This is a genomic window from Alkalibacterium iburiense (assembly GCF_039521845.1).
GTDB classification, from domain to species: domain Bacteria; phylum Bacillota; class Bacilli; order Lactobacillales; family Carnobacteriaceae_A; genus Alkalibacterium; species Alkalibacterium iburiense.
Map to the genome: position 1 here is coordinate 1 of NZ_BAAACW010000165.1, position 369 is coordinate 369.

Below are 369 nucleotides of genomic sequence, written 5' to 3' on the forward strand. Positions count from 1 at the left end.
TTCTTCCCTAACTCCCGTCTGAGCTTCTTATACTTTCGGCGAATACCTTTGTTTGCTCGTCCGTTTCCGAAGAAAGCTGTTTGACCGCTGGAAGACACGACACCGACAGCTGGACACAGAATACCTAGATCGATGCCTAAGATGTCTGTCCCTACAGTCTCAGACGGCAAAACGTGATAAGCAATCTGAGCTATCCAATGGTAGCCTTTTTTTGTGATACGCATCGCTCCCCGTTTTGACTGAGATAACAGCTCAAACTGATCACTCGTTAGCACAGCTTTAATAGCCGTTTTCATTGATTTGCCCTTTTGCATAATAGGAAAAGCGAGATGATTTGGAGTGACCGTATAGTTCTGATTGTTCCATGAG

Annotated in this window: 1 pseudogene; it reads right to left on the reverse strand. The window is 45.0% G+C overall.

Annotated elements, in window-relative coordinates:
• A pseudogene (locus ABDZ53_RS12290) lies at positions 1–296 on the reverse strand (hypothetical protein); the annotation flags it as partial.
• Positions 297–369: the final 73 nt, after the last annotated feature.